Source organism: Faecalibacterium sp. DFI.5.82, from assembly GCF_029076575.1.
In the GTDB taxonomy this organism is placed as follows: Bacteria; Bacillota; Clostridia; order Oscillospirales; family Ruminococcaceae; genus Faecalibacterium; species Faecalibacterium duncaniae.
In genome coordinates this window covers 122,137-145,480 of sequence record NZ_JARFIS010000010.1, presented here as the reverse complement: position 1 = coordinate 145,480, position 23,344 = coordinate 122,137, and the positions used below count along the sequence as shown (strand labels likewise).

Genomic DNA, 23,344 nt, shown 5'->3' with positions numbered 1-23,344 from the left:
AGTCATATTGGTCGGTGACGATGACGGTGAGGTTCCACCTGTTCCCATTCCGAACACAGAAGTTAAGCTCACTCGTGCCCAAGATAGTTCGCTGGAAACGGCGCGTGAAAATAGGTAGTCGCCGACTCAAATGTCGGGATGTTTGAAACCGCATCTCGACAATATGCACCTCTAGCTCAGTTGGTAGAGCAACTGACTCTTAATCAGTGGGCCCAGGGTTCGAGTCCCTGGAGGTGCACCAGATTTTGAACGTCAAATCGTAAGATTTGACGTTCTTTTTTGTTATGTAACCCCGAAAAATCGGGGTCTGCACGGTCGATGCACGGTTGGCGTTTTCATAGGAATCCTCTGCATGGGCTGAAATTACTTTGAAATGCGTGGTGAATTTTGCATCAAGTCAACAGAGCCAGACGGAGCTGCGCCTTTACTTCGGGGTCTGCGTTCTTCAGAAGTTCCAGTAGAGCGGTCATAGAGATGGTCGGTTCGCCTGCGGCGGGTACAGCCTGCGGGCTGGGGCTTTCCTGTTTAGCATAGAACCCTTCCTCGAACTTCCTGCCCAGCTCTACACGGGAGGACTGCTGGATATGGGCGTAGGTATTCACCAGCATATCTGCCGTAGCGTGTCCTGTGGTGCCCTGAACGGCCTTCACATCGCCGCCGGAAATCATCAGCTGATAGGTGGCACTGGAATGCCGCAGACCATGAAAGACGATGCGGGGAAACTCCGGGTGTGCGTCCTGCCATTTGAGGAATTTTTTGCGGATGAGCACCGGCTCCACCGCCAGACCGTTGGGCAGACGGAACAGCATTCCGCTGTCATGGTAACGTGTTGGGTCTTTCCTCTCGTCCGCCGCCAACTGATTCAGCCACTTCTTCAATTCCTCTTTCAGTGCGGAGGTCATGAAGATGGTGCGGCAGGAGGATGCGGTTTTGGTGCTTTTCAGGATGAGGGAAGTGGTGTTGCGCTCCAGCTTGTCCGGGAATAGTCAGCGTTTCGGGTATGGAAGGAGCCACGCCGGAAGCACTGGAACAGCTGCGGAACGGTCTGCTGGGAATCTTGCAGTCTGCCGCAGAGCAGGAAAATACCCATGAAGCAGACGAATGAACAGCTTTGTGTGCTGGCGCAAAAAGGCGATGCAACCGCGTTGGACAGCCTGATCGACAACAACAAGTCCTTTATTAGTAAGGTGGCAAATGACCTTTTCCGCAGCATGAATCTGGCACAGTCCGGCCTGAACCTTGACACTGACGATTTGAAACAGGCAGGGAATATGGGCTTGTGGAAGGCCGTGCCAAAGTTCGATGCAGCGCGCGGCATGAAGTTCCTGACCTACGCAGCTCCGGCCATCCGCAACGCCATGATGGATATGGTTCGGGATGCCTTTACCGCTTTTGAACAGCGGATGGTAACGGAGGACAAGGATGGTATCTGTTACCAGCGTGTTTCGCTGGACGATGTTCTGCCGGGAGAAGAGCAGCTGCGGCGCATCGAAGCCACAGCCGCCCCCTACGCCATGCAGCCGCAGACCATTATGGAAGAACAGGAATCACGCCGGGAACTGTACGATGGCCTGAAACGGCTGACCCAGCGGGAGCAGACTTATCTGCTGTACCGCTAAAATGGCTCTTTGTAACGGCATCAAAACAAGATCCGAACCTTTTTCCGGTAGGAGAAGGGTTCGGATTTTTCGCTTTGCCGTTCAAGAGCTAGGGTGCATATCAGAAATCCTAGGGATACTAGTGGGTCATGAGGAATTTGTCTCCACTGAGGCGGTTATGAGCCGCCAGCAATTTCGAAAGTCCGTTTTTCGCTAATCTACCTGCAGATTGCGTTAGCGGGAAAGAGCAAAGAAGGGGTATACTAGTGTCAGGAAACGCAGAAGCGAGCGTCGATGAGGAAATGGGCCGCTCCTGCAAAATGTCTTATTTCCCACGCTCGGAAGGGGGGTGGGAAGATACATGAGAAGGAGAACAATCATGAAGAAATGGATCTCTCGCCGGAATTTTCTGAAGGCAACGGGTATCTCTGCTGTGGCAGCGGGTCTGACTGCCTGCGGTGGTTCGTCCAGCTCCACCAGCAGTTCGACGGCATCCGGTTCGGCAGCTACCAGCGGCGAAATGCCCAAGGTTGTTATGTACTACCCTCTGTCCTCAGTCCAACCTGATCAGGAAAAGGTAGCCAAGGCCATTCACGATTACGTGGCCGATAAAAAAGGTATCGACTTACAGTTGGAAGTGGTTCCCAGCAGTTCTTATAACAACCAGCTCAATCTGGTGATGGCAGGTAGTGAGCAGGTGGACATTGCTCTGGTTTGGGGCACCATGGTATCCAGTTGTGTGGCAAAGGGAGCACTCCTTCCGTTGGATGACCTGCTGGATGAATATGGTACGGATATTCAGGAATGTCTGGGAGACTATCTGCAGGCCGGTAAGGTGTCCGGTGTAGCCTATCAGGTGCCGGTCAACCGCTCGCTGTTCTATCAGGGCGGTATTGTGGTGCGCACTGATATTCTGGAAAAGTACGGGATCGATCCTGCTACGATCAAAACTACCGATGATTTGGATGGGATGTTCGAGACCATTCATGCGGGCGAGCCGGATATGGCCATGATGCGCCTAGAGGGTAGTGGTACGTTTGTCTACGCAGACTATGATCCGCTGGGCGATACCTTTGGTGTTCTGCTGAACTATGGTCAGGACGACGAGATTTCTGACTTGTTCTCCAGCGATAAATTCCGTACTGAGTGCGAAAAGCACCGGGAGTGGTTCAAGAAGGGCTGGATTGCATCGGATATTCTTACCACCACCGACGGTGCAGCGGAACAAATCAAGGCCGGAAAGCTTCTTGGTTTCTATGGTACTGTTGGCCCTGGCACTGCACAGGATAAAACTAATCAGTGCGGCCGGGATATGACGGTGATTCCGCTGAATACTGTGTTTTCGTATACTACAAAGGTGAATTCTTTTGGCTGGTCGCTTCTGAATAATAGCAAAAATCCCGAAGCTGCTATGCAGGTTCTGGATATGATGTACTCGGATCCCACCTTCCTGAACATGCTGGATTGGGGTCTGGAAGGTGTCCACTATAAGCTGAAGGAAGGCTCTGACCGTATCATCACTTTCGCAGATGGTGTGGATGCTTCCACCAGTGGCTATTTCCACAACTGGAGCTTTGCATTTGGTGACCAGCTGATCGCTTATTTCTGGGACGGCACGGAAGAGGACTTCCCGGAGCAGGTGCGTGCCATGAATGAGAGCGCCATGCTGAGTAAGGCCATGGGCTTTGCTTACGACGTGACACCGGTAAAGACCGAGTACACGGCAGTAACGAATGTCTGTGATCAGTATCTTAGCGCACTGGCTTATGGCTGCATCGACATCGACGACAATCTGCCCAAGTTCCTCAAGGAACTGGAGAGCGCCGGACTGCAGAAGATCATCGATGAAAAGGCTGCCCAGTTCGCTGACTGGAAAAAAGAGAATGGCGTTTCCTAACCGTAAAATACAGGGAACCAGCACATGAAACATGATCCCCTGCCCTGATCCGGCAGGGGATTTTTGAGAACAGGTGGTATTTATGGAAAAGACCGTTACCGTCCCGAAGAAAAAGGGAAAGATCAGGCAGTTTATCCCTTTGTATCTGATGGCACTGCCCGGATTGCTTTATCTGCTCATCAACAATTATCTGCCCATGGCAGGTTTGACCATCGCGTTCCGCAATGTCAACTACGCCAAGGGCATCTGGAAGAGCGATTGGTGTGGCCTGGCAAATTTCAAGTATCTGTTTGCCACCAAGGATGCCTGGGTCATCACCCGCAATACCATCGGCTATAATCTACTCTTTATCGTACTGCAAACCGTGATGGCCATTGCCATTGCACTGTTCCTGAATGAGGTGAAGTCCAAGTTCTGGAACCGTTTTTTTCAGACCTCCGTGTTGTTGCCTTACCTGTTCTCCTACGTCATCGCCAGCTACCTTGTATATGCATTCCTGAGCCCCACTACGGGTATGTTCAATCATATTCTCACAGTAATGGGAAAAGACCCGGTTTCCTGGTACATGGAAAGCAAATTCTGGCCCTTTATCCTGACCTTTGTGGAATTATGGAAGCGTTCGGGCTACACTGCCATTGTCTACTATGCCACTATGGTGGGTATCGATTCCTCCCTCTATGAAGCGGCCGAGCTGGATGGCGCCGGAAAGCTAAAGCAAATATTCTCAATCACCATCCCTCTGATCTCTCCTACCATCGTTATGATGTCGCTGCTGAGCGTAGGACGTATCTTCCATTCGGACTTTGGTCTGTTCTATCAGATTCCGATGCAGTCTGGTATCATCAGCAGCGTGACTTCTACCATTGATACCTACGTTTACAACGGCCTGATGAAATTGGGTGACGTGGGCATGTCTTCGGCTGCAAGCTTCTATCAGTCTATTGTTGGTTTTATTTTGGTGATGTTCTCCAACTGGCTGGTGAAAAAGAGAAATATGGAAGGGAGCCTGTTCTGAGTATGGATACCACAACAAAAAAGAAAAAACATGTCTCCGGTGTGACGGTCGTCTCCTACATTGTGCTGGCGCTGCTGTCGCTTTCGGCCATTCTGCCCTTTGTGCTGATGTTCACCTCGTCCATTTCCAGCGAGGAATCTATTACCCGGAACGGATATTCTTTCATTCCTTCGGAGTTCAGTCTGGCTGCTTATGAATATCTGTGGGGCAACCGTGCAATCATCGGACGGGCCTATCTGACGACCATTGTCATCGCAGTAATGGGAACAGCCATCAGTCTGGCGATCACCCTGATGCTGGCCTATACCCTCTCTCGTGAGAATCTGCCGGGCCGGAAGATTCTGAACTTCCTGGTGTTGTTCACCATGCTGTTCAACGGCGGCCTAGTGGCTACCTATCTGGTCTACACCGAGGTGTTCCACATCAAGAATACCTATTGGGCCCTCCTGATTCCCGGCCTGCTGATGAATGCCTTCAACGTCATGCTGGCACGGAACTTCTTCAGCAACAGCATCCCCAAACCACTGATCGAGGCGGCACTCATTGATGGTGCTACGGAGTTTCAGGTTTTTCGGCGGATCGTAATTCCAATCTCACTGCCCATCATCGCAACGCTGGGCATGTTCATCTTCATGGCATACTGGAACGACTGGAACAATGGTCTGTACTATCTGACTGATACGCGGTATTATAATATCCAGAATGTTCTGAATGATATGTTGGCAAATATTCAATTCCTGAAGAACAACAGTGAGATCTCTGGCGAGATGATGGCTGCGGTCAGCAATCTGCCCACATCGGGTGTCCGTATGGCCATTGCATCGGCAGTTGCCATCCCGGTTTTGGCGGTGTTCCCCTGCTTTGAACGCTATTTTGTCAAAGGAATTGTGATCGGCGGCGTGAAAGAATAATCAATGTGGTACCGCGAAGGTCTGGCAAACAAGATTGCCGGGCCTTTGTGGTGCTTCCGGAGGAAGTTGTGCCTATGAAACGACCATCCGTCCATCAAAAGCTTTTCTGGTTCTACAGTATCCCGGTTCTGGTTCTGATGTTCCTGATGCTCATCTGCTGCGGGCTGAGTATATACAATCTGAACCGCCAGGTGACCCAGCTGGATCAGGCGGCGCTGCAGAACTATGCGGATCAGTTGGAAACAAATCTGAACGCCATCGAAATGAATGTGCAGACCTTTACGACAGTGGATAACGATACCATTTATATGCAGTATCTGACATCCGAGGCAGAGCGTGTGTTTGCCACAACAAGGGTCTTTCGGCGGATGGCAGTGGACGTGATCGAGTATCCTAGCATGAGTGCAGAATTTCTGTGTCCTCTTGCACATGGGGAGGTCCTAATGGTTCGCGGAGAGGGCCAAAGTCTTATGGAACGTCAACAGGTGAATCATGCTATTGAGACGATCTGCCAAGATCTGGACGACTACCCCACCGGCACATGGCAGTATTACACAGATGAGGCCGCTCAGTATCTTCTGTACAGCTACCAGATGAACGATGCCTACTTCGGCTTTTTGCTGGATCCAGTGAAACTGATGACGGTTCCTTTTGCAGAGGATAGCAGCCAGTATGCGGAGACCAGCCTCTACCTGAACAACAAACGGATTGCAGGAGTGGAGGCCGGCCCGGAAAACTGCTTTTCGGCTAAAATCGGGCGCACCGGCTTTGAACTCCGGGTCAGGCTGGTGCGCACCGGTCTTACAAATGGCATCGTCTGGCTCAGCTTGTTGATGATGCTGATTCCGCTCTTGCTGCTGGCTGCACTCTTTTTGCTGTACCGTTTTGCCCGATTGCAAATTGTGGAACCAATTGATCGGATTTCACAGATCATGCACCAAGCCGGACAGGGAGATTTGAGCGTCCGGGTGGATACAAGCGGAATGCTGCAAGAGTTTTCCACCATTGGTACGACCTTCAACCTCACGCTGGAGGAGATCTCTGAGCTGCAGGAGCGTCAGACACAGATCTTACGGGAAAAGCAGATGAGCCAGCTGCGAAATCTACAGATGCAGATCAACCCGCATTTTCTGGGCAACTGCTTTAATGCGGTTTACAATGCCTCCCTTACTGGCGATTTTGAGCAGGTGTTGGCTCTGACCACTTACCTGAACCGATATTTCCGGTTTATGGCACAGGTAGAAAATGATTTTGTTCTGCTGGAAGAGGAGCTTCGCTTCACAGATGACTTTCTCTCCATCCAGAAACTCCGATTCGGCGATGCCTTTTCCTACACTATCTCCGTCCCGGCCTTTCTGCGGCAGGCACGCATCCCTCCTTCGGTCATCAAGTCTTTTGCAGAGAATGCGGTGAAATATGCGCGCAATATGAGCAGGGAAGCCAAAATCGACATCCGCGCCTCGATGCAGAACCGGGAGGGGGAAACCTACTTATGGCTGGAAGTGCTGGACAATGGCCCTGGCTTTTCGGATGAGGTGCTGCAGGTTCTGCAGCAAAAGGCACAACCGTTTTTTGATGGGCGGGTCCACATCGGAATCGCTAATGTCCGACAGCGGCTGGAACTGCTATATGCAGGCAAAGCGGAAGTTCACTTGGAAAATCGGCCTGACGGCGGCACACATGTGAGCGTGATTCTGCCGCTGAACTACGGCACAGAACAGCCGGAAAAGGAGGAAACACTGTGACGACCGTTCTGATTGTAGATGATGAGGCGCTTGCAATCCAAGCCATCCGACGCTCGATCAACTGGAAAAATCTTGATGTGGACCGGGTGCTGGATGCCGCAAACGGCGTGGAAGCGCAGAAGATCCTTTGCCAGGAACCGGTACAGGTTCTGGTCTGTGATCTGGAAATGCCTCGGATGTCCGGCATTGAGCTGCTGGAATGGATGAAGACCTCCTGTCCCGATACCGAGGCCGTGATCCTGACCTGCCACGAATCCTTTCCCATGGCGCAGAAAGCGATGGAGCTGGGGTGTGTGGAGTATGTGCTCAAGCCAATTGCACCGGCAGAGCTTACAGCATCCATCCGACATGCGCTCAACCTTTGGAAGACGCAGGAAAGTATGCGCGGGACCCGCCGCGCCTATGAAAATGGGCGCAGTCTGCGCCGAGACCAGTATTTGCAAGACGTTTTAGAAAAAAACATCCTATCCACGGCGGAATCTCTTTTCAACTGTGCACAGAAGTATGATCTGGAGCTGGATGTCAGTGCGCCGCTACAGGTGGTACGGGTATTGGTGCAGATGCCTGCTGCATTGCCGCAGAGCGAGCAGGAGCTGCTCGGATACGGCGTGTGCAATATTGCCAAGGAGCTTTGGGATAAAACCGGTACCGGCTGGACCTCTTTGCAGCGCAGAAGTGGACAGAGTTTTCTGCTCATCAGCGCTGGAATGGAACCTGCTGCGGCTGCGCATTTCGGGGAAGAATTGGGTCTGGCCTGCAAGACGATGCTGAAGCAGTCAGTAAAGGTCTCGCCTGCCGTGTCCAGCAGCATTCTGGGACTTTGTTCCACTGCGGATGCGCTGGAACAGTGGGAAACGAGCCTTCACAAGGAGTCGCAGAGCCCGGAGGAGGCCCGGATCCGACATTGGAAGACCCTGCTTTTGCAGGAAGATGCTCAGACTGTGCAGGCAGAGATTACCACCGAACTCAACCGGCTGTCCCTCAAGGCAGCACAGGAACGGATGCAGTGGATTGCACAGACCTTGATACAGGCGCTCCACTGCACGCTACAAGAGCGAGGCTGCCCGGAGGCAACAGAACTTGTGGAAGCGAAACCGGTGTTTGAATCGCTGCCGCAGTTTCTTTCGTGGGTGCAGGGCAACCTTGCTCGGACCGAAAGACTGCTGCGGCACTCGCCCGGCGAGGAACAGGTAATCCGCCGAATCAAGGAATACATCGAACTGAATATTCATCAAGAATTGACGCGAGAAAATATTGCAGCGGCCGTCTACCTGAATCCGGACTACACAGCCCGGCTATTCAAGCGCAAGACCGGCCAGAGTTTGAACGACTATATCCAGAATAAACGCATCAATCTAGCAAGACAGTTGTTGGCGGGCACCGATATGCCCGTGGGCGATCTGGCTGTCGCACTGGGATATTCCAGCTTTTCGCATTTCACCAAATTGTTCAAATCCATTGAAGGAGTCACACCCAGCGATTACCGTAAGCAACATGCCCGAATGCCGGGATGAAATGGCCCCGGAAGGCCCTACAGGAAGGAGAACTACTATGGATGTCTGGACGCACGCAGTCGGAAGAATGCCCTATCGGTTTGACCGATTTCCCCGAACGAAAGAACACTGTCTGAATGGAGTCTGGGATTTTGCGCTGATTTCCCGTGCTGATGCCGATACACAGACCCCGGAACAGCTTGGGGCGTTGCCAAAGCCCAAAGCAATCTCTGTGCCCGGATGCTGGCAGCTGCAGGGTTTCGATAAGCCCAAATACATCAACACACGCTATGCCTTCGGGGCAGATGCGAACAAGCTGGAGCCGCCTTTTATTCCGGAAGGACAGGGGATGGTTGGCATCTACCGGAAAGATTTGACTCTGGAAGTTCCTACCGTGCACCACCGGATGATCCTATCCATCGGCGGTTTTTCCTCTGCTGTAACTGTTTTTTTGAATGGGCAGGTTCTTTGCTATGCGGAAAACGGGCGCACTGCCTGTGAGGTAGACCTGACCGATGCTGTACGGCCTGGGCAGAACCTACTGTTGCTTCGGGTGGATGAGTTCAGCCCGGGTTCCTATCTCGAATGTCAGGATATGTGGAGGCTGTCTGGAATCTTTCGCAGCGTTAAATTGTATGAAATCCACGAGCTGCACCTTCTGGACAGCTATCTCTGGGCAGAGGTAACGCCGAAAAAGGCAGTTCTGCATACCGAAAGTAAAATTTTGAATTTGAGCCATCGCTGTGCTCCACGCATCCGTGTAGAGGTGGAGTTGCTGGATGCCGAGGCGTGTCCAGTGGGCAGTTGCAATGGGAAGACTGGCAACGACAGTGATCGTTTTGAGGAGGTCAGCCTGGAAGCGGTATTTAAAGAGCGTGGGTTTGATCCGGCCTGGTTGGATGGTGCATTGCAGATTCCGGCGGGCATCACCGCAACAGCGTATGGGCATTTGGAGCTGGAAACGCCGCACCTCTGGTCGGCGGAGACACCCTATTTGTATCAGGTGCGGCTGTCTACTTTTCTGGGAGAAGAAAAGCTGGAGGAAACCACCGTGCCCTTCGGCTTCCGCCATTATGAGATCGATGGAGAAGGCGTATTCCGAGTCAACGGTGCACCCGTCAAGCTGCGAGGCGTGAACCGACACGAGTTCGACCCTGTCACCGGCTATGCCATCACCGAAGAGAGCATGCGCCAAGATATTGAGTTGATGAAGCGATGCAATATCAATGCGGTTCGCTGTGCGCATTATCCCGATACTCCACGCTGGTATGAGCTCTGTGATGAATACGGCCTTTATATAATGGATGAGGCAAATCTGGAAAGTCATGGCATTTCTTACCGCAAGAATCTTTTGCCCGGCAACGATATGCGGTGGCTTCCCCGTGTGCTGGACCGACAGGCTGCCATGGTTCAAACCAATAAAAACCATGCATCCATCTTCTGCTGGTCCCTCGGCAATGAGATTGGTTATGGAGAGACTGTGGCACTGGCGGCATCCTACTGCCGCACTGCGGACCCCACCCGTCTGATCCACAAGCGCCAGATGAACAAGATTGCAGATATGGACAGCGAGACCTATCCTTCTCCTCAGAACATGAGGGAACGGGCAGAAGCAAATCCCAATCGGGCCTTTCTGACCAATGAGTACCTTCACGCTATGGGAAACGCATGCGGAAGCATGGGGGATTACTGGAAAGAAATCTATGAACACCAGAATCTGATGGGCGGCTTTATCTGGGAGTGGTGCGACCACGGTCTGCGCCAGACGAACCCGGATGGAACGACCTGGTATGCCTATGGCGGCGATTTTGGCGAGGAATTCCATGACAGCAATTTCTGCATCGATGGACTGACAACACCCGATCGTCGATTTACGCCTAAGCTACAGGAAGTTCAGACGGTGTACCAGCCCATCGACCTTCGGGTGAAGGACCTCCGGAATGGAATCTTTGTTCTGGAAAACCGTTGTGAGCAGCTGAACCTGAGAGATTTTGCAGCTCAACTGCGCCTGCTGGAAAATGGTGTTTGTCGGGAAATCAGAGAGCTCTCTCTGCCGGATTGCCCTGCAGGACAGTCGGTGGTATGGAAGGCCGACCTGCAGGATATTCCTCCGGCTTCGGGAGAACAGTTTCTGGAGTTCCTGTTCATGGAGAAATCTCCGGCCCATGCGGGATGCGGCCTCAGCGGATGGAAGCAGTTCCTTTGGAAAAAGGGATGCCACCCGGCTCTTGTGACAGAAAAGGTCACAGCTCATTTCTCAAAACAGGGAACTCTTCTGGTGGGCGAGATGGGTGACTTGACTCTTCGGCTGGATACAGAAACCGGAGCACTTCAGGTCGACAACGTATCCGGTGTGCTACTGCACGATCTGTTCTTCACCCCTTTTCGTGCCCCCACAGACAACGATGCTCACAGCCCACTGGTACTGGGTAAACAGAACTGGTTTACAAAGCAGTATGATCATCCAAAACGTACTTGTTTGGAAGTCCGGCAGGGGAACGGGGTGGAAGAGCCGTCTTTGACCTACACCACCGCATACCAGACGGAGAAGGACAGTTTCTATGTTACCGTTGGTTTATGGCAGGCAGGACAAAATCGTATATTTATTGACTGCAACGTGCAATCTCCGGCAGATATGCTGTCTCCGGGGCGAATCGGGATGACGGCAATTCTTCCCGTGCGGTTTACGGCTATGAAATGGTATGGGAAGGGACCGTTAGAAACCTATCCTGATCGCCAGTGCGGCGGGCGCATGGGAGTTTACAGCGAAGATGTGAGAAATCAGCCGTTTTATCTACGGCCTCAGGAATACGGACTTCATACGGAATCTCGTAGTATGCGATTAACAGACCCGGACCGTGCGGATTTTGTACGGTTTGAGGCCGCCTGCCCCATGGCCATGAGCGCAGTGCCCTACAGTGATCTGCAGCTGTGGAATGCCCGGCATCCCTTTGAGCTTCCTGCACCGGAGGCCCTGTATGTGCATCTGGACTACGCCCACCGGGGTCTGGGCAACAGCAGCTGCGGCCCAGATGTTCTGCCGACATATCGCATCGACGATCGGCCTTGTCGCTTCGGCTTTGCCCTGGAGGCTGGATTGGGAGAACAGGAAGATAACCCCTTCGGCCCCATTCCGGAGGAGATCCCAGCTTACCACCCATGGAAAGCAGTAGGAGAGCAGGACAGGACACCAAGCTACCGAGACCCCTCGGACCCTGATCAGCGCAGCAACGCCGGTATGGTGTGACACTTAAAAAAGCATAAGTAAACAAAAAGAAGGGGCTGTTGCACAAGTTCCAACAAAAAGACCAGAGTTGTTTAGCCGAAAGGCTTTACAACTCTGGTCTTTTGCTTTAACGGCTAAAATTACTCATAGGCATTCCATCCTTTCGTTGGCGTTACGGAAAACGAGGTGCTCATTTTGAGTACATCGTTTTTCTCCGCAACTGGGGAATCAACGTCCTGCCGTTCTCCCTGCATGGATTTCCTGCCCCATCTCGGCGGCGTTTTCCGGCTCTCCCTTACGGGGTCATGGCCGGGTATCCCATGCAGACGGTTATGCGGTTTTCAAGGTGCGGTACTGATTTGGCAATTAAAAATCGCCACATAACAACCTGAACCTGACCATCCCTTCTGGGATGGCCTTGGTTCGGGTTTGCTATGTAGCGATCAGAAAGTTAAAAACTTGCTCCGCTACGCTTCGCAAACGCGAACTTTTGAGAACACGTCACTTTCGGCAGGGTGCAAGAAAAATCAATGGAAACTTTGGCAAAAAGAGAGAGCCGGATGACTCGTTTTACTTATTTGTTTTTTACCAACAGTGCCTGGTACGGCTCCAGCTCCACATCCGCCAGCCAGACGGATGTGCCCTCCGGGGTGTGATACTCGCCACCCAGAGCGTCCAGACTTGCCCCTGCCGGGTACTCGGTAAAGTTGAACAAGCCCACCAGCGTTTCTTCGCCGCGCTTGCGTACCAGTGCCAGCACGCCGGGGTTGTGGCTGTCCCAAGTTGTTACCCACGCATCCGGGGCAAAGCAGGGGTCTGCCCGCATTTTGCGCAGCTGCTCCATGCCCTGCCACAGCTGGTTTTGCAGCGTGCCTTCTTGGGTGCGCTGTTTTGCGTCCTCCCAGTTGAACTTGCTGCGGTGCAGATTGCGGCTGTCCTCCACACGATCGGGGTCGTTTTTGTAGTCCCAGCCATTGAGCTGTGCAATTTCATCGCCACAGTTCAGCATGGGGAAGCCCTGCAAGAATGCCATGGCAGTGTGCAGCAGCAGGTCACGCTTCACAGCGTAGTCCAGTGCGGTTTTATCGCCCTTTTCCAGTGCCTGCTCCACGCCGCACAGGCTGGCGGTGGTACCGCAGCTGCGGGCATCGCCGGTGGCGGGGTCGTAGTTGTACAGCTCGCCCTTTGCCCAGCTGCCGGGGAAATTGCCCTCGTAGAAGTGGTACAGATATTCCTTGTGCTTCTGCGGGTCCATGCCCAGCCGGTTTTCCACCGCCTCGTCCAGACCCCAGCCAATATCGTCGTGACAGCGCAGATAGTTCACGAACCAGCAGTTGTCCGGCAGGGCGTTCAGGGCATCCAGCTGGGCTTTCAGCAGCCGGGTGTCCCGGCTGGCAAGGGCACCCCACAGGTTGACCATGGTGGACACATTGTAGAGCATGTGGCATTCCGGCTTTTCCGGGGTGCCGAAGTAGGCGGCAAGCTCCTTGGGAGCCATGACCACCTCGCCCTTGAGGATGACCGCCGGGCAGACGCATTCCAGCACCATGCGGAGCATCCGCACGATGGTGTGCACCTGCGGCAGATTGCGGCAGGTGGTGCCCAGCTGCTTCCAGATATAGGGTACCGCATCAATGCGGAACACTTCCACGCCCAGATTTGCCAGATGCAGGATGCTCTTGGTCATGTCCACGAACACTGCCGGGTTTGCATAATTCAGATCCCACTGATAATCGTGGAAGGTGGTCAGCACCCACTTGTGCATCTCCTCACACCATGTAAAGTTGCCGGGCGCGGTGTTGGGGAACACCTGCGGCACCGTCTGCTCGTACTGGTCGGGGATGGTGCGGTCCTCGTAGAGATGGTAATAGGCCTGAAACCACGGGTCGCCCGCCTTTGCCGCCATGGCCCAGCGGTGGGTGCTGGCGGTGTGGTTCATGACAAAATCCAGACACAGGCTGATGCCGGCTTTCCGCAGCTCCCGGGTCAGGTTTTCCAGATCTTTGTTGGTGCCAAGGGCAGGGTCTACGGTGTCGAAATCCTCCACCGCATAGCCGCCATCGTTGTGGGGATGGGGCATCTGCAAAAGGGGCATCAGGTGCAGATAGGTCAGCTTCTGCTCCTTGAGGTAGGGCAGCTTCTTTGCCAGTTCTTTTAAGTTTCCGGCAAAGAGGTCGGTGTACATGGTCATGCCGAACATATTGCCCCGCTTGTACCACTCCGGGTCAGCAGAGCGTGCCTTGTCCAGCGCTTTCAGCTCGGCGCTGCGGGCGTTGTAGGCGTCTGCCATCTCCCGTTCCAGAACCTCCAGCCCTTCCCGGTTGTGGTACAGTTCCATGAACAGCCATTCCAGTTCGTCCTTGTGCTTGGCAAACCGAGACTCAAATTCCTGTTTTGCTGCCATGGTTCAGCCCTCCACTTCTGCAAGGGTGGGCATGGCGGGGATAGCGCCGTGGCGGCTGGTGGTAATGCTTGCCGCCTTGTTGGCAAAGGCAAGAATGCTTTCCAGTTTGTCCACCGTCAGGGTGTCCAACTCCTCCTTGCAAAGCTTGGAAAGTGCCGCACCAAAGAAGGTATCGCCTGCGCCGTTGGTGTCGCCCACCTTGCAGGGCACGCCAGCCACATGGCCAGTTTTCTCCCCAAAGCGGTAGAATACGCCGTTTGCACCCAAGGTGACGAAAATCAGCCGGATGCCGTTCTGTGCCAGCTGTGCCGTGCCGCTTTCGCAGTCAGTGGTGCCGGTGAGCAAGGGCAGCTCTTCATCGGACACTTTCAGAATATCCACCAGCGGCAGGGGCGCTTTCATCTGGGCAATGGCATCCTCTTTGTTCTTCCAGAGGTTGGCACGGTAATTCGGGTCATAAGTAATGACAGCACCCAGCTTTTTGGCACGGGCAGCAGCGTCCAGCGTGGCAGTGCGAGAGGGGTCAGCGGTCAGGCTGACAGAGCCAAAGTGGACGATTTTGGCAGCTTTCAGAGCCTCGTCCGAAATGTCCTCTTTGCACAGCATCACGTCCGCGTTGGCACTGCGGTAGAAGCTGAAATCCCGCTCGCCGGTGGCATCCACTGACACGACTGCCATGGTGGTGGGGTGGTCTGCATCCACCGCCATGCCGGAAACGTCTACCTTGTTTTCTGCCAGAACCTCTTTCAGGTAGCGGCCAAAGGCATCTGCACCCACCTTGCCGATAAAGGCGGTCTGTGCGCCCAGTCTGGAAGCAGCCACAGCCAGATTTGCCGGGGCACCGCCGGGGTTTGCGGCAAATTGAGGGATGCCGCGGGCATCCTTGCCGGTCTGGGTCAGGTCGATTAAAACTTCGCCAATCGTTAAAATGTCCATGATAATTCTCCTTATTCTTGATGTGAAACCCAACGATTACCGCTGGAACAGATAATGAATGTAAGCGGCTGCACGCTCCGGGTGCGGTGCATTCTGCACTACCCCAAGATAGACCTTGCCAGAAAAACCTGCCTGCCTGACAAACGGCGTGTCCGAAATATCCAGCACGGTCCCACCGGCGTTCAGACCCGGCAGTGCATGGAAAGACGCATCCAGTGTCCGCAGATCGAGAAAATAATCATCTGCCAACAGTCGATCCCGTGCATATTCGTCCATCAGAACAACATCTAACCGCTGGGCACTGACTGCACCCAGCAGCTTCATCTCCGAAGCATATACATACTGCTCCTCTGCGCGTTCGCTTTCGCTGAGCAGTAAGCCAGACAGCAGATCGACCTGTTGCTTTTTGGTCAGACCCTGCGCCTCGGCAAAGCCGGTGGTAAGCTGTTCCGTCAGATCAGACCCGGCAGTGATATTTACCAGACCAAGGTAAAGCACATCCTCTTTTTTCGTCACATGACGGTAGGCTGCATAGCCAAGGATATAGACGACGATGAGCATGATCGCAATGGGCAGCTTGTAATATGCCCAGATGTGCTCCCACTTTTTGCGCCCATGGAGGGAGCGGAGCGTATCCCGGTCAGTTTTCGTCATGGTCGTATTCCTCGTGTACTGCATCAGGGTCTCCACCGATCAGATAGAGGATCCGAAGCATCAAAAAGGAGCAGAGCATGGCGCAGAAGCCCATGCCCAGCAGGAATGCAGGCGTGAACACAAACACTATGACGTACCCCATGATGCCATAGATTGCCGCCATCAGCAGGGTGCAAAACAGATACCGGACACCCACGAGAAACGCTGTTTTCAGGATGCCGAAGGTGGTGTTTTCAAACCGTGCCAGCAGAGGAAAGGTATACAGCAGAACGATGCCGTACAGAACTGCTGCACCAATCAGCACTGCAGTGAGCAGCGTCCAGAAAATGTTTTCGCTCCACATTCGGCGCAGCACTAAGCCATCCGCAGCCAGGAAACTGCCGACTGCCAGCAGGATAAGCCAGAGTTTTGTGGCAGGCTTAAAATTTTCCCGGAACGCCTTAAAAAACATCCGGGTCAGACCATCGTCCCGATCTTCCGCCATTTTGAGCGTGACATAGAACAATGCGGTCGTAGAAGCCCCTATGGTAACGATGGGCAGGCTGCACACGAGCCATAAGATGTTCAGGTAAGCACTGTAAGTCAATTTCGTCAGCACAGCAAACAGCGGCTTGTCCGTATTGCACAGGTCACGCATGGGGGTTCTCCTTTCGCTCAATCTCCTGTGGACTCGCGCAGGATCAGGTTGGTTTCCGTATAGACGGTGCGATAGTTCAGCGATGGTTCTTCGATGCGGGTCATAAGCAGATTGGCAGCGGTGTAGCCCATGATCTGTCCATGGATATGGATCGAAGTCAGACGGGGGGCAAAGTAGGAAGCCTCCTGACTGTCATCGAAACCGCAGACCCAGATATCATCGGGAACCGAATACCCCAGCTCATCCAATGCCTTGACCAGATCCATGGCAACAAAGTCATTGGCGCAGACAAAGGCATCCGGCATCGTTTTGAACCGACGGATGGTTTCGTACAGGGATACCGGATAGTTCTGCTGTCCCGATGGCATCGCACAGGTGCTCAGGCCTTCTGTCAGACCAAAGTGCTCCACTGCATCCCTATAAGCCATATAACGCTCAAAGAAGGACTGACAGTGGTTTTTATCCCCCGCAAAGCTGATGCGTTTTTTGCCGCGCTGGACCATGTGGGTCACCGCATTCTGGATCTCAATGCGGTTTTCCATATAAAGGCGGTCAGCTTTCAGAGGAGGACGCATATTCATCACAGGGCTGTCTACAAACAGCAGCGGAACATCCAGATCGCACAGCATCTGTGCGTAGTCATAGTCGAATACTTCAAAGCAGATGATGCCGGCTGTGCGCTGGATGTTGAGAGAAGATGGAAGTTTTTTCTCTTTCAACTCTATAAGAGAAATGCGATGAATGGTCATGCAGCTATGCAGATGGTCGATTTCCGACTGGAAACGATCCAGCATCGTGGAGGAAAAGTGAGAGCTGTTCAGAAACCGGGTCGTCAGCATGGCGATCTCCCGTTTGTCACTCGGCAGAATGGAAGGCGCTGCTGTTTTTGCAGCGTCTTCCTGAAACAGCGGCAGATAGGCGAACTGCTTATAGCCCATTTCGGCGGCTTTGCGCAGGATCTTCTCCCGTGTGGCATCTGCCAGCACACCGGTGTTGTTGATGGCCTTTGAAACTGTGTTGCGGGAAAGCTGCAGTTCGTTTGCAATATCCTGAATGGTGACCTTGGTTGTCATAAGTCATCCTCTTCCTTTACAGTATAGAGGCGGATGTTCCCTCTTTTATAGATAAAGTCTGGTGACGGATCTTGTTCTTTATGACTCCAGTATAGTGCAAATGCACAAATTAGTCAAACGTAAAAATGCAAATCATCATTTTGCATATTTGCGCACTTTCGGATTTGTGCATCTGTACAAATCCACAGTATTTCTTGATATATACTATGAATTATCGTTGACATTCGCTTGCTTGCGTGGTATAAATGAATTACAGAATTTTACATTTGCACAATCGAAGTAAAAAGCGCAAGATTCAAAGGTGCAAATGTAAAATGCAAATCAAGCGGCAAACAAATCAAAAAGGAGGAGAATGATTCATGAAAGCAAAGACAGCCTCGTCGGAAACGGCTGTGCTGGCAGCAGAACGCAAGCTGCACAACACATGGGTCTACATCAAACGGCATTGGCAGCTTTACCTGTTGTTCCTGCTGCCTGCCGTGGTGCTGACGCTGGTGTTCAAGTACGCTCCCATGGGCGGTGTGCTGATCGCGTTCCAGAAGTACAATCCCTTCAAAGGTATCTGGGGCAGCGAGTGGGTAGGCTTCAAAAACTTTACCCGCTTCATGTCCTCGCCGGACTTCCAGCGCTATCTGATCAACACCCTGAAGCTGAGCGTCTACGGTCTGCTGTGGGGTTTCCCGATCCCTATCCTGCTGGCATTCCTGCTCAACCGTATCGAGAGCAAGAAGATCAAGCAGAAGGTGCAGCTGGTGCTGTATATGCCCAACTTCATCTCGGTCATCGTGCTGTGCGGCATCGTCCGGGTGCTGCTGAGTGTCACCGGTCCGGTGAACGGCCTGCTTCACACCAGCATCAACTTCATGACGCTGCCGGAAGTGTTCCGCCCCATCTACATCATCAGCGGCATCTGGCAGGGTGCCGGCTGGGCATCCATCATGTACACCGCATCTCTTTCTAACGCCAGCAAAGATCTGAAGGAAGCTGCGATGATCGACGGCGCAAACCTGATCCAGCAGATCATGACGGTGGAGTGGCCCGCCATTAAGGATATGGTCGTTATTCAGTTTATCCTGCAGGCAGGCAACATCATGAGCATCGGTTTTGAAAAAGCCTATGCCCTGCAAACTGACCTGAACCTGAACACTGCCGAGATCATTGCAACGTATGTTTATAAAAAGGGCCTGTTGGACGGCGATTACAGCTTTTCCACGGCAGTCGGTCTGTTCAACACCGTTGTCAACGTCATCCTGCTGATCGCAGTGAACAAGATCGTTGCCAAAATGAACGATGGCAAGGGCTTGTAAGGAGGGGTTTACCATGGCAAAACAGAAAAAATCAAAAATGGCCCTCTACACCAGACAAGATAAGATCATCCTGTACTGCGGCTACGCACTTCTGGGCTTGTTCCTGCTGGCGATCATCGTTCCGATGATCTACATCGTCATCGCGTCCTTTATGGACCCGGTCACTCTGCAAAACAAGGGCATCTCCTTTGATTTCAGCAAGTGGAGTCTGGATGCTTACCAGCGTGTCGTTTCGGACAAGCAGATCTGGGTCGGCTTCAGGAACGCAGTACTTTACTCGATCATCTTCACCATCATCTCGGTCGCTGTGACGATGCTTGCCGCTTATCCCATGTCGCTGCCGGACTTCAAAGGCAAAACGATCTTCAACACCTTGTTTGTGATCACGATGTTTTTCAGCGGCGGTCTGATCCCCACCTACCTGCTCATCAACAATCTGGGTCTGCTGGATTCCATGTGGGCGGTCATTCTGCCGGGAGCATTCAGCGTGTGGAACATGATCATTGCCCGTACCTATTATCAAGGCATCCCGCGTGAGCTGCGCGAAGCTGCGGATGTGGATGGAGCCAGCGAGATGCTTTACTTCTTCAAGATCCTGCTGCCCGTCTGTATGCCGGTGGTGGCAGTTCTGGCCCTGTGGCAGTTCGTGGCAATGTGGAACAGCTACTTTGACGCCATGATCTACCTGAACAGCGCATCGAAGCAGCCGCTGCAGCTGGTGCTGCGTTCCATCCTGATCCAGAGCCAGCCGGAATCCGGCATGATCGCAGATATCCAGAGCACTGCCGAACGTGCGAAGATGGCAGAGCTGCTCAAATATGCAACCATTATTATTTCCAGTCTGCCGCTGCTGGTGATGTATCCCTTCTTCCAGAAGTATTTTGATGCCGGCATCATGGCTGGTTCCATTAAAGGCTGAGGATATTCCAGAATTTTATGAGCCGGTACGCTCATCTGTTACACGAAGAAAGAACCACAAAAAAGGAGAAAATACCATGAAAAAGCTGATCTCTCGCCGCAACTTCCTCAAGGTCTGTGCTCTGGCGGGCTCTGCTGCTGCTCTGTCTGCCTGTGGCGGCGGCAAATCCACCGGCGGCAGCAATTCTGCTGCCGCAGCTGTGGACACGACCGGTGTCGTTACATTTCCGCTGTCCGAAAAGGTCACCTTTACCGGTATGACCAGCTTCCCTGTGGGCAGCGAATCCGAGCCGAACAACCGCACCATCTTCAAGCGTCTGGAAGAGCAGACCAATGTGCATATTGACTGGACCGCCATCCAGTCCGACCAGTGGAACGATAAGATCACCCTGAATATGTCCAACCCCAACACCCTGACGGATTTTGTTTTTACTGCTGATTTTACCGACAGCAATCTGCTGCGCTACGCAGATCAGGGTGTCATCCTCAATCTGGAAGACTACATTGACAACAATATGCCTAATCTCCAGAAGGTCTTTGAGCAGTACCCGGAGTACCGCACCATGTGCACCGACAGCGATGGCCACATCTGGGCACTGCCCTGGATCGAGCAGCTGGGCTCAGAAAAGACCGCCATCCAGACCATTGGCAACATGAGCTTCATCAATACCAAGTGGCTGAACTTCCTCGGTCTGTCGATGCCCACCACAGTGGACGAGTTTGAGCAGGTGCTGATGGCATTCCGTGATAACGCCGCTTCTATCAAGGCAGAGTATGGCATTGACGGCGACATCATCCCCATGTCCTGCATCGTCAACAACGGCGATCAGGATCCCAGCATCCTCATCAATGGCTTTGGCGAAGGCTACGGCGATGCAGACAAAGACCGCCATATCGCTGTTACCAACGACCGGAAAGTCATCTGTGCCGCCACCCAGCAGGGCTACCGTGATGGTCTGGACTGGCTGCACAAGCTGTATGCCGAAAAGCTCATTGACCCGGAGTGCTTCACGCAGGAGTGGTCCACCTATGTTTCCAAGGGCAAGGCTGGCCGCTATGGTGTCTGCTTCAGCTGGGATGTTGCCAACATTGACAACCTGACCGACTGGGAGCCGCTGCCTGCCCTGACCGCCGATACCCGGAATATCACTCCGCAGAACGGCTCTTTCACCAGCGGCTTTGCCCGCGGCAAGTGCGTTGTTACCGCAAAGGCGGCTAATCCTGCACTGGTTTGCGCATGGCTGGATCAGATGTACGCACCCCTCCAGTCTCCGCAGAACAACTGGGGTACTTACGGCGATGCGGAAGGCTTTAACATTTTTGAAATGTCCACCAACGATAAGGGCGAGCCCATGCTGAAGCACGCTCCTCTGGGCGATGCTTCTCCCGTGGAAGTCCGTGAGGCGCAGTGTGTCGGCGGGCCTCTGGCGGTTCTGGATGATTACTATGGTGTATACGTTACCTGCCCGGACGATGCACAGTACCGTCTGGACTGGATCAAGGATATCTACACCCCGGATATGAACAACGATTATGTCTATCCCAATGTCTTTATGAGCAACGAGGACACCGAGCAGGTCTCTAACCTGCAGGCAGATCTGCAGACCTACATGAATACGCAGAAGGCGAACTGGATCATGAACGGCACTAAGGATGCAGAGTGGAACGACTATCTGAGCAAGCTGGAAGCCTACGGCCTGTCCGACTATCTGGGCATTATGCAGAAGTATCTGGATGCTTACTACGCATAAGAATTCTTTCCTTTGGAGGATTCCATGAACGATTTGACTTTACAAAAAGCCCGTGCCTACGAGGCCGAGCACGGCGCTGCCATTACCCCGGCGGAACGCCCTGCTTACCACATGACTCCTTATGTGGGCTGGCTCAACGACCCCAACGGCTTCTCTTATTACAAAGGGAAGTATCACCAGTTCTATCAGTATAACCCCTACGATGTGCGGTGGGCGCCCATGCACTGGGGTCACGCCGTCAGCACCGACCTGCTGCACTGGGAGTATCTGCCCTGTGCACTTGCCCCGGATTCCCCGGTGGACAACGGCCCCGGCTGCTTCTCCGGCTCTGCCACCGAGATGGATGACGGCAGGCAGCTGCTGATGTACACCAGCGTGGTGGCAGAAAAGCAGCCCAATGGGGAGATGCGGGATATCCAGACCCAGAGCATTGCCATCGGTGACGGTCTCAACTACGAAAAGCCTGCCTGCAACCCGGTGCTGACCCAGAAAGACCTGCCGGAAGGCTTCAGCAGGTTCGACTTCCGGGACCCCAAGATCTGGCGTGAGGCCGATGGCACCTACTCCGCCGTCACCGTCTGCCGGGCCGAGGACGGCAGCGGCGCAGCGGCACTGTTCCAGAGCAAGGACGGCTTCGACTGGCACTTTGTCACGGTGCTGGAACGCTGCAACAATCAGTACGGCAAAATGTGGGAGTGCCCGGACTTCTTTCCGCTGGACGGCAAGCAGGTCTTGATGCTCGGCCCCATGGAGATGCTGCCCAAAGGTGAGTTTCACAATGGTCACAACGTGATTGCCTTCATCGGCAGCTACGACCAAGCCACCCACACCTTCACCAAGGAAAATGTGCAGCTGATGGACGGCGGCATCGACTTCTATGCTACCCAGACCACTCTTGCCCCGGATGGCCGCCGGATCATGACCGCATGGCTGCAGACCTGGTCGGACACCGAGGATAAGCCCCAGGGCTGCAAGTGGTTCGGACAGACCATCTGCCCCCGGGAGCTGCATATCAAGGACGGACGCATTGTTCAGACCCCCGTGCGGGAGCTGGATGCCGTCCACGGCAAGCGCACCTTCTATGAAAATGTGACGGTGCAAAGCGAAACTTCTTTAGAAGGCATCAAGGGCCGTGTGGCCGATTTGACCATCACGGTGCAGCCCGGCGAATACCGTTCCTTTACCCTGAAGCTGGCCGCCGATGCAGATCATCACACCAGCCTGACCTACGATCCCTACACTTCCGAGCTGACGCTGGATCGCAGCTATGCCGGTTCCCGTGCCGACATCGTTCACCGCCGCAGCTGCAAGGTGCGCAGCCAGAACGGTGCACTCAAGCTCCGCATCCTGCTGGATAAAAACAGCATCGAAGTTTTCGCCAACGATGGTGAGCAGACCATGACCGCATGGATCTACACCCCCCAGTCTGCCGACGGCATCACCTTTGCTGCCGATGGCAAAGCAACTGTTACGGTGGAACAGTTTGAGCTGAATCTGTAACCTGATATTCCCATCATTTCTCCTTCATTGAATACAGCCCCGCTTTGGCTTCTCCTTCGCCAAAGCGGGGCTGTGTTTTTGTATGGGTTCTATGCTTTCTGCCCCGTTCCGGGGGCTTTTTTGTGTCCGGGAGGCAGCGTTTTCTGAAAACGTAGCCAAACTGCAAAAAAAGTTACAATTTTCTCATCAAAAAAGGCGGTTTCCCATTGACAGCCTTGTTATAATAGGAGTGTAAGATTTTTGAGCCAGCACTCTGCGGCTCTGATTGCTGAACGGCCC

At 53.3% G+C, this 23,344-nt stretch carries 17 protein-coding genes, 1 tRNA gene and 1 rRNA gene; 13 read left to right on the top strand and 6 right to left on the bottom strand.

Annotated features, from left to right (window positions below; all coding sequences use genetic code 11):
* Positions 1-10: 10 nt before the first annotated feature.
* Together rrf and P0G09_RS12515 are read left to right on the top strand one after the other, a co-directional pair.
* Positions 11-127, top strand: a 5S ribosomal RNA gene (gene rrf / locus P0G09_RS12520).
* 38 nt (positions 128-165) lie between these two features.
* Positions 166-241, top strand: a tRNA-Lys gene (locus tag P0G09_RS12515).
* Positions 242-392: 151 nt separating this feature from the next.
* Here the strand turns inward: P0G09_RS12515 and P0G09_RS12510 are convergent.
* Positions 393-902: a tyrosine-type recombinase/integrase gene (locus P0G09_RS12510; RefSeq protein WP_275252831.1), complete on the bottom strand. Its 510-nt coding sequence runs from the start codon at positions 900-902 to the stop codon at positions 393-395.
* Between the two features lie 186 nt (positions 903-1,088).
* On the opposite strand from P0G09_RS12510, the gene P0G09_RS12505 reads away from it, so the two are divergent.
* The 7 genes from P0G09_RS12505 to P0G09_RS12475 all read left to right on the top strand — a co-directional run bounded on the left by P0G09_RS12505 (position 1,089) and on the right by P0G09_RS12475 (position 11,906).
* Complete coding sequence (locus P0G09_RS12505; RefSeq protein ID WP_275252830.1) at positions 1,089-1,619, top strand: sigma-70 family RNA polymerase sigma factor; 531 nt, start codon at positions 1,089-1,091, stop codon at positions 1,617-1,619.
* Positions 1,620-1,977: 358 nt separating this feature from the next.
* The gene (locus P0G09_RS12500; protein WP_275252829.1) at positions 1,978-3,495 is read left to right on the top strand and encodes an extracellular solute-binding protein; all 1,518 of its coding nucleotides are present in this window, start codon (positions 1,978-1,980) and stop codon (positions 3,493-3,495) included.
* An 82-nt stretch (positions 3,496-3,577) separates the two neighbouring features.
* On the top strand, positions 3,578-4,510 hold the full coding sequence (locus tag P0G09_RS12495) for an ABC transporter permease subunit (RefSeq protein ID WP_156074749.1): 933 nt from the start codon (positions 3,578-3,580) through the stop codon (positions 4,508-4,510).
* A 2-nt stretch (positions 4,511-4,512) separates the two neighbouring features.
* On the top strand, positions 4,513-5,421 hold the full coding sequence (locus tag P0G09_RS12490) for a carbohydrate ABC transporter permease (RefSeq protein WP_275252827.1): 909 nt from the start codon (positions 4,513-4,515) through the stop codon (positions 5,419-5,421).
* Between the two features lie 74 nt (positions 5,422-5,495).
* A complete protein-coding gene (locus P0G09_RS12485; RefSeq protein WP_275252826.1) occupies positions 5,496-7,166 on the top strand; it encodes a histidine kinase in 1,671 nt (556 codons plus the stop codon).
* On the top strand, positions 7,163-8,680 hold the full coding sequence (locus tag P0G09_RS12480; protein WP_275252825.1) for a response regulator: 1,518 nt from the start codon (positions 7,163-7,165) through the stop codon (positions 8,678-8,680). Before P0G09_RS12485 ends, P0G09_RS12480 begins: the two co-directional genes overlap by 4 nt.
* Positions 8,661-11,906 carry a glycoside hydrolase family 2 TIM barrel-domain containing protein gene (locus tag P0G09_RS12475; protein ID WP_342760534.1) on the top strand — a complete coding sequence of 1,082 codons (3,246 nt, stop codon included), beginning with the start codon at positions 8,661-8,663 and terminating at the stop codon, positions 11,904-11,906. The genes P0G09_RS12480 and P0G09_RS12475 overlap by 20 nt, the downstream gene beginning before the upstream one ends.
* A 553-nt stretch (positions 11,907-12,459) precedes the next feature.
* On the opposite strand, the gene P0G09_RS12470 is transcribed toward P0G09_RS12475, so the two are convergent.
* Genes P0G09_RS12470 through P0G09_RS12450 form a run of 5 tightly spaced genes read right to left on the bottom strand, consistent with a single transcriptional unit; the run spans position 12,460 to position 17,589 of the window.
* A complete protein-coding gene (locus P0G09_RS12470; RefSeq protein WP_275252824.1) occupies positions 12,460-14,289 on the bottom strand; it encodes an amylosucrase in 1,830 nt (609 codons plus the stop codon).
* 3 nt (positions 14,290-14,292) lie between these two features.
* Complete coding sequence (locus P0G09_RS12465) at positions 14,293-15,225, bottom strand: carbohydrate kinase (protein ID WP_275252823.1); 933 nt, start codon at positions 15,223-15,225, stop codon at positions 14,293-14,295.
* Between the two features lie 36 nt (positions 15,226-15,261).
* Positions 15,262-15,879 carry a hypothetical protein gene (locus P0G09_RS12460; RefSeq protein ID WP_227610901.1) on the bottom strand — a complete coding sequence of 206 codons (618 nt, stop codon included), beginning with the start codon at positions 15,877-15,879 and terminating at the stop codon, positions 15,262-15,264.
* Entirely contained in the window at positions 15,866-16,516 is a 651-nt protein-coding gene (locus P0G09_RS12455; protein WP_227610904.1) for a DUF624 domain-containing protein, read from the bottom strand. The genes P0G09_RS12460 and P0G09_RS12455 overlap by 14 nt, the downstream gene beginning before the upstream one ends.
* Before the next feature lie 17 nt (positions 16,517-16,533).
* The gene (locus P0G09_RS12450; RefSeq protein ID WP_005934838.1) at positions 16,534-17,589 is read right to left on the bottom strand and encodes a LacI family DNA-binding transcriptional regulator; all 1,056 of its coding nucleotides are present in this window, start codon (positions 17,587-17,589) and stop codon (positions 16,534-16,536) included.
* A gap of 359 nt (positions 17,590-17,948) precedes the next feature.
* Here P0G09_RS12450 and P0G09_RS12445 point away from each other — a divergent pair, with 359 nt between their 5' ends.
* From P0G09_RS12445 to P0G09_RS12430, 4 genes are all read left to right on the top strand, one after another.
* Entirely contained in the window at positions 17,949-18,896 is a 948-nt protein-coding gene (locus tag P0G09_RS12445; protein WP_154277086.1) for an ABC transporter permease subunit, read from the top strand.
* Positions 18,897-18,909: 13 nt separating this feature from the next.
* Positions 18,910-19,815: a carbohydrate ABC transporter permease gene (locus P0G09_RS12440; protein ID WP_035394670.1), complete on the top strand. Its 906-nt coding sequence runs from the start codon at positions 18,910-18,912 to the stop codon at positions 19,813-19,815.
* A gap of 76 nt (positions 19,816-19,891) precedes the next feature.
* Positions 19,892-21,565 carry an extracellular solute-binding protein gene (locus tag P0G09_RS12435; protein WP_275252821.1) on the top strand — a complete coding sequence of 558 codons (1,674 nt, stop codon included), beginning with the start codon at positions 19,892-19,894 and terminating at the stop codon, positions 21,563-21,565.
* Positions 21,566-21,589: 24 nt separating this feature from the next.
* On the top strand, positions 21,590-23,065 hold the full coding sequence (locus tag P0G09_RS12430) for a glycoside hydrolase family 32 protein (protein ID WP_275252820.1): 1,476 nt from the start codon (positions 21,590-21,592) through the stop codon (positions 23,063-23,065).
* Positions 23,066-23,344 lie beyond the last annotated feature (279 nt).